We start from the raw sequence: 6,902 nt of genomic DNA, 5'->3' as shown, positions 1-6,902 counted from the left end.
GCGCCCGCGGCGGCGCGGGGCCGCGCCCACAACGCCCGCGGGGGGCGCGCCGGTGCCCCCCCCCCCTCGACCGGACGGTGGGCAACCTGGACGCGTTCCTCGCCAAGGTGCTCGCCGACACCGCGCGATGACGGGACGCGCCGACACCGCGCGCTGAGGGGATCAGTGCCCGCGCAGCTGGTCGAGGTCGCGCCGCTCCCGCTTGGTCGGGCGACCGGCGCCCCGGTCCCGCTCGCCGGCCGTCGCGACGAGTTCGCGCGGCGGCCGCGGCGGGCTGTTGTCGATCAGGCAGTCCGCCGCCACCGTCGCGCCGACCCGCTTGCGGATGAGCTTCTGCACCACGACGACCCGCTCGTAGCCCTCCTCGCGGACCCGCACCTCGTCCCCGGGGCGCAGCGCCTGGGCCGGCTTGACCCGCTCGCCGTTCACCCGCACGTGTCCGGCCCGGCAGGCGGCGGCGGCCAGCGCCCGCGTCTTGGTGAGCCGGACCGACCAGATCCAGCTGTCCACCCGCACGCTTCCCTCGTGTTCAGCCATCCCTGGAGCCTACCCAAGCCGCCCGAGCCCGAGCCCGAGCCCGAGCCCGAGCCCGCGGCGCCTGCTACGCCGCCTCCGGCACCATCCGGGCCGCCTGCGGAGCCTCCTGGACCGCCCAGCCGTTGCCGTCCGGGTCGTTGAAGAACACGAAGGAGTTCCACGCCTCGCCGTGCCCGTCCACCCGGCTGCCCGCCTCGAAGTGCTGGACCGGGCTGACCTCGACGCCCCGGGCCGCGAGTTCGGCGTGCGCCTTGTCGATGTTCGGTACCACCAGCTGCAGTCCCTTCACGGATCCGGGCGGCGCCCCGATGACCCCGGTGCCCACCACGATGGAGCACGTGGAGCCCGGGGGAGTCAGCTGGACGACCCGGACCCCGTCGCGCAACCGGGTGTCGTGGTCGACCGTGAAGCCGACCAGCTCCTCGTAGAACAGCTTTGCGCGGTCCACGTCCGACACCGGGACCACCACGACTTCGAGCTTCCAGTCCATCGCCCTCACCCCTCTCGGCCGGGCTCTTCCAGTATCCGTCGAAACGGTTCCCCGTCGGGCCGTCGGATAGCCTGAGAACACGATGAATCCCGAGATCACGCCCGCCGCGGCGACCCTGTTCAGCACGCCGTGGGGCGCCTTCGACCTCACCCGCTTCCCCGAGGACCCGCGTGAGCGGCTGCGGGCCTGGGACGCGGCCGACGAGTACCTGCTGCGCCACCTCGCGGGCGAGGCGGACAGCGCCGCCGGCACCGTGACCGACCTGGCCGGCCGCCGGATCGTCGTCCTGGGCGACCGCTGGGGCGCGTTGACCACCGCGCTGGCCGCCCACGAGCCGGTGCAGATCGTCGACTCCCACCTCGGCCGGCAGGCCACCCTGGCCAACCTGGCGCGGGCCGGCGCCACCGTCGACCCGGCCCGGCTGCTGACCACCCGGGACGCCCCGCCGGAGCGGATCGACGTCCTGCTGGTGCGCGTGCCCAAGAGCCTGGCCCTGCTGGAGGACCAGCTGCACCGGCTGGCCCCCGCCGTCCACCCGGGCACGGTGGTGGTCGGCGCCGGCATGGTCGCCGAGATCCACACCTCCACGCTCCAGCTCTTCGAGCGGATCCTCGGCCCGACCCGCACCTCGCTCGCCGCCCGCAAGGCCCGGCTGATCTTCTGCACCCCGGATCCGGCGCTGGATCCCGGCCCCAGCCCGTGGCCGCACCGCTACGCGCTGCCGCCGGACGTCGGAGCGGTGTCCGGGCGCACGGTGGTCAACCACGCCGGCACGTTCTGCGCCGAGCGCCTCGACATCGGCACCCGCTTCTTCCTCGGCCACCTGCCGACCCCGGCGCCCGGGGCCCGGGTGGTCGACCTGGGCTGCGGCAACGGCGTGGTCGGCACGGCCGCCGCGCTGGCCGGGCCGGGTGCGGAGCTGGTGTTCGTCGACGAGTCCCATCAGGCGGTGGCCTCGGCGGAGGAGACCTTCCGCGCCAATCTGGGCCCGGACGCCCGGGCGGAGTTCCTGACGGCCGACGCGCTGGCGCCGGAGGTGGCGCCCGCGGGCTCGGTGGACCTCGTCCTGAACAATCCGCCGTTCCACTCGCACCAGGCCACCACGGACGCCACCGCCTGGCGGATGTTCACCGGTGCCCGGCGGGCGCTGCGGCCGGGCGGGGAGCTGTGGGTGGTCGGCAACCGCCATCTCGGTTACCACGTCAAGCTGCGGCGTCTCTTCGGGAACTGCCAGCTGGTGGCGGGCAACCCCAAGTTCGTGGTGCTGCGCGCGGTCAAGCGGTAGTCCGGCGTCCGCCCGGTCGGTGGCGGGTCGGTCGCGGGCCGGTGGCGGCCCGGCCGGGCGGGCGCAGGGCGGTTTTCGGGCGTTCTTCGGGGTCCTGACCGCAGCTCCTTGCATGAATGTTCCGTGCTGCGTATATTCATGCCACAACAAAGGAGGAACGCCATGGCATTGCGAGTCGCCGTCGCCGGCGCGAGCGGATACGCGGGCGGCGAGGTGCTGCGTCTGCTGCTCGGCCACCCGGAGGTGGAGATCGGGGCGCTGACCGGCGGCTCGAACGCGGGCACCCGGCTGGGCGCGCTCCAGCCGCACCTGATCCCGCTCGCCGACCGCGTCCTCGAACCCACCACCCCCGAGGTGCTGGCCGGCCACGACGTGGTCTTCCTGGCGCTGCCGCACGGCCAGTCCGCCGCCGTCGCCGAGGCGCTCGGCGACAACGTCCTGGTGGTCGACTGCGGCGCCGACTTCCGGCTCCGCGCCGCCACCGACTGGGAGCAGTTCTACGGCTCCGCGCACGCCGGCACCTGGCCCTACGGCCTGCCCGAACTCCCCGGCCACCGGGCCGCGTTGAAGGGCAGCAACCGGATCGCCGTGCCCGGCTGCTACCCGACGGCCGTGTCCCTGGCGCTGTTCCCGGCATACGCGGCCGGGCTCGCCGAGCCGGAGGCCGTCGTGGTCGCCGCCTCCGGCACCTCCGGTGCGGGCAAGGCCGCCAAGACCCACCTGCTGGGCAGCGAGGTCATGGGCAACGTCAGCCCGTACGGCGTCGGCGGCGTGCACCGGCACACCCCGGAGATGGTGCAGAACCTCACCCCGGTCGCGGGCGAGCCCGTCACCGTCTCCTTCACGCCGACCCTCGTCCCGATGCCGCGCGGCATCCTCGCCACCTGCTCCGCCAAGGCGCGGCCCGGCGTGACCGCCGAGAGCCTGCGCGCCGCCTACACCGAGGCGTTCGCGGACGAGCCGTTCGTCCACCTGCTGCCCGAGGGGCAGTGGCCGCAGACCAGCAGCGTCTACGGCGCCAACACCGCCCTCGTCCAGGTCGCGCTGGACGCCACCGCCGGGCGGATCATCGCGATCAGCGCGATCGACAACCTCGTGAAGGGCACCGCGGGCGGCGCGGTGCAGAGCATGAACATCGCCCTGGGCCTGCCCGAGGAGCTGGGCCTCCCCGTGAACGGAGTCGCACCGTGAGCAACAGTACGAACGTGGGCGTGACGGCCGCCAAGGGCTTCCGGGCCGCCGGCGTGACCGCTGGCATCAAGGCCTCCGGCACCCCGGACCTCGCCCTGGTGGTCAACGACGGCCCCGCGCTCGCCGCCGCCGGCGTCTTCACCGCCAACCGGGTCAAGGCCGCGCCGGTCGTCTGGTCCGAGCAGGTCCTCAAGGGCGGCCAGGTGTCCGCCGTGGTCCTCAACTCCGGCGGCGCCAACGCCTGCACCGGCCCGCTCGGCTTCCAGGACACCCACACCACCGCGGAGAAGGTCGCCGAGGAGCTGGAGCTCAACGCCGGCGAGGTCGCCGTCGCCTCCACCGGCCTGATCGGCGAGCGCCTCCCGATGGATGTCCTGCTGCCCGGCGTCGCGCTGGCCGCCCGGGAGCTGAGCGCGACCGGCGGCGAGGCCGCCGCGATCGCCATCAAGACCACCGACACCGTGCACAAGACCGCCCAGGTCACCAGCCCGGCGGGCTGGACGGTCGGCGGCATGGCCAAGGGCGCGGGCATGCTCGCCCCGAGCCTGGCCACCATGCTGGTCGTGATCACCACCGACGCCGACCTGGACGCCGCCGCCCTGGACACCGCGCTGCGCGGCGCCACCCGCACCACCTTCGACCGGATCGACTCCGACGGCTGCATGTCCACCAACGACACCGTGCTGCTGCTGGCCTCGGCCGCCTCCGGCGTCGTCCCGGACGAGGCCGAGTTCGCCGAGGCGGTCCGCACCGTCAGCGCCGACCTGGCCCGCCAGCTGATCGCCGACGCCGAGGGCGCCAGCAAGGACATCCGGATCGACGTCACCGGCGCCGCCACCGAGCAGGAGGCCGTCGACGTCGCCCGGACGATCAGCCGAAACAACCTGCTCAAGTGCGCGATCCACGGCGAGGACCCCAACTGGGGCCGGGTGCTGGCCGCGATCGGCACCACCGACGCCGCCTTCGAGCCGGACCGGCTGGACGTGGCCATCAACGGCGTCTGGGTCTGCAAGGACGGCAGCGTCGGCGAGGACCGCACCCTGGTGGACATGGCCGGCCGCGAGGTCGTCATCACCGCGAACCTCAACGCCGGTACGGCGAGCGCCTCGTTGTGGACCAACGACCTCACCGCCGACTACGTCCACGAGAACAGCGCCTACTCGACCTGATGCCCGACAGGTGACGCGCGCCACCGATGCGCGACACCTGATCCGCGACACCCGATGCGCGACACCCGTTCGGACGAGGGACACCCGTGAAGATCGCACCCAAGGGCGAACAGGCCCGCAACAACACCGCGTTGCCCAAGGCGATGACGCTGATCGAGGCGCTGCCGTGGCTGGAGCGCTTCCACGGCAAGACCGTCGTGATCAAGTTCGGCGGCAACGCCATGGTGGACGAGAGCCTCAAGTCGGCCTTCGCCCAGGATGTCGTCTTCCTGCGCTACGCCGGCCTGCACCCCGTCGTGGTGCACGGCGGCGGCCCGCAGATCAGCGCCCAGCTGGAGCGGCTCGGCCTGGAGTCCAGCTTCACCAACGGCCTGCGGGTCACCACCCCCGAGACCATGGACGTGGTCCGGATGGTGCTGGCCGGCCAGGTGCAGCGCGAACTGGTCGGCCTGCTCAACGAGCACGGCCCGTTCGCCGTCGGCATGACCGGCGAGGACGCGCACACCATGACGGCGGTCAAGCGGTACGCGGTGGTGGACGGCGAGCAGGTCGACATCGGCCTGGTCGGCGACATCGTCAACATCGAGGCCGGCGCCGTGAAAGCGCTGATCGCCGACGGCCGGATCCCGGTCATCTCCTCGATCGCGCGCGGCGCCGACGGCCACGTCTACAACATCAACGCCGACACCGCCGCGGCCGCCCTGGCGGTCTCGCTGGGCGCCGAGATGCTGGTGGTCCTGACCGACGTCGAGGGCCTCTACGCGGACTGGCCGAACTCCGACGACGTGATCAGCCAACTCGCCGCGAGCGAGCTGGAGGAGCTGCTGCCGAGCCTGGCCAGCGGCATGCTCCCCAAGATGGAGGGCTGCCTGCGCGCCGTCCGCTCCGGGGTGGGCACCGCCCGCGTCCTGGACGGCCGGGTGCAGCACAGCCTGCTGCTGGAGATCTTCACCGACGAGGGCATCGGCACGATGGTCGTGCCGGACGACGAACAGACCGTGACCGGGGGACTGGCATGACCGCGAACGAGCAACTGACCGGCCGGTGGCAGCACGCCTTCACCGACAACTACGGCACCCCGCGGATCGCGCTGGTGCGCGGTGCGGGCGCCAAGCTCTGGGACGCCGACGGCAAGGAGTACACCGACCTGCTCGGCGGCATCGCCGTCAACGCCCTCGGCACCGCCCACCCGGCGGTCGTCGAGGCGGTCAGCCGGCAGATCGCCACCCTGGGCCACGTCTCCAACCTCTTCATGGCCGAGCCGACCATCGCCCTCGCCGAGCGGCTGCTGCGGCTGGACGGCCGGGACGGCGGCCGGGTGTTCTTCTGCAACTCCGGCGCCGAGGCCAACGAGGCCGCGTTCAAGATCAGCCGCCGGACCGGCCGCACCCACCTGGTCGCCCTCCAGGGCGCCTTCCACGGCCGGACGATGGGCGCCCTCGCGCTCACCGGCCAGCCGGCCAAGCAGGAGCCGTTCCGCCCGCTGCCCGGCGACGTCACGCACGTCCCGTTCGGCGACGTCGAGGCGCTGCGCGCGGCCGTCACCACCGAGACCGCGGCGGTCTTCCTGGAGCCGATCCAGGGCGAGAACGGCGCCATCCCGCTGCCCGAGGGCTACCTGAGGGCGGCCCGCGAGATCACCCGGGCGACGGGCACCCTGCTGATCCTGGACGAGATCCAGACCGGCGTCGGCCGCACCGGGTACTGGTACGCCCACCAGGCCGTCGAGGGCGTCGAGCCGGACGTCGTCACCCTCGCCAAGGCGCTCGGCGGCGGGCTGCCGATGGGCGCGGTGCTGGCCTTCGGCGAGGCCGCCGAACTGCTCACCCCGGGCCAGCACGGCACCACCTTCGGCGGGAACCCGGTGGCCGCGGCGGCCGGGCTCGCGGTGCTGGACACCATCGAGTCCGAGGGCCTGCTGGAGCACGTCCGCAAGCTCGGCGAGCGGCTGCGCCAGGGCGTCGAGGCGATCGGCGACCCGCTGGTCTCACACGTGCGCGGCGCCGGACTGCTGCTCGGCATCGTGCTCACCGAGCCGGTGTCGGTGCGGGTGCAGGCCGCCGCGCAGGAGGCGGGCTTCCTGGTCAACGCGGCCGTCCCGGACGCCGTCCGGCTGGCCCCGCCGCTGGTGCTGACCGAGCAGGAGGCGGACGCCTTCCTCGCCGCTCTGCCGGGCGTCCTGCGGGCGGTGCGCGAGGGCGCCCCGGCCGATGCGAGCTGACCGTTGTCC

General features: G+C 73.6%; 7 protein-coding genes. 5 read left to right on the top strand and 2 right to left on the bottom strand.

The window, feature by feature from the left end:
- Positions 1–162: 162 nt before the first annotated feature.
- On the bottom strand, positions 163–537 hold the full coding sequence (locus ACFV6D_RS33265; RefSeq protein WP_063346848.1) for an RNA-binding S4 domain-containing protein: 375 nt from the start codon (positions 535–537) through the stop codon (positions 163–165).
- A gap of 64 nt (positions 538–601) precedes the next feature.
- The gene (locus ACFV6D_RS33260; protein WP_063346847.1) at positions 602–1,027 is read right to left on the bottom strand and encodes a VOC family protein; all 426 of its coding nucleotides are present in this window, start codon (positions 1,025–1,027) and stop codon (positions 602–604) included.
- Positions 1,028–1,109: 82 nt separating this feature from the next.
- Between ACFV6D_RS33260 and ACFV6D_RS33255 the strand changes: the two genes are divergently transcribed.
- The 5 genes from ACFV6D_RS33255 (at position 1,110) to ACFV6D_RS33235 (ending at position 6,893) form a co-directional block, all read left to right on the top strand.
- Positions 1,110–2,312, top strand: a complete 1,203-nt coding sequence (locus ACFV6D_RS33255) for a methyltransferase (protein WP_380491355.1) — start codon at positions 1,110–1,112, stop codon at positions 2,310–2,312.
- Positions 2,313–2,474: 162 nt separating this feature from the next.
- A complete protein-coding gene (gene argC, locus ACFV6D_RS33250) occupies positions 2,475–3,503 on the top strand; it encodes an N-acetyl-gamma-glutamyl-phosphate reductase (protein WP_063346845.1) in 1,029 nt (342 codons plus the stop codon).
- A gap of 14 nt (positions 3,504–3,517) precedes the next feature.
- A complete protein-coding gene (argJ, locus tag ACFV6D_RS33245; protein ID WP_063350978.1) occupies positions 3,518–4,672 on the top strand; it encodes a bifunctional glutamate N-acetyltransferase/amino-acid acetyltransferase ArgJ in 1,155 nt (384 codons plus the stop codon).
- A 143-nt stretch (positions 4,673–4,815) separates the two neighbouring features.
- Positions 4,816–5,691 (top strand): acetylglutamate kinase, encoded by an 876-nt coding sequence (gene argB / locus ACFV6D_RS33240; protein WP_063350977.1) that lies wholly within the window; start codon positions 4,816–4,818, stop codon positions 5,689–5,691.
- Positions 5,688–6,893 carry an acetylornithine transaminase gene (locus tag ACFV6D_RS33235; RefSeq protein WP_380562509.1) on the top strand — a complete coding sequence of 402 codons (1,206 nt, stop codon included), beginning with the start codon at positions 5,688–5,690 and terminating at the stop codon, positions 6,891–6,893. The genes argB and ACFV6D_RS33235 overlap by 4 nt, the downstream gene beginning before the upstream one ends.
- The last annotated feature ends 9 nt before the right edge of the window (positions 6,894–6,902 follow it).

Origin of the sequence: Kitasatospora sp. NPDC059812 (assembly GCF_042732075.1) — a bacterium.
Lineage (GTDB): Bacteria > Actinomycetota > Actinomycetes > Streptomycetales > Streptomycetaceae > Kitasatospora.
Note: the sequence above shows the minus strand (reverse complement) of the source record. Positions and strands in the feature narration are given on the sequence as shown.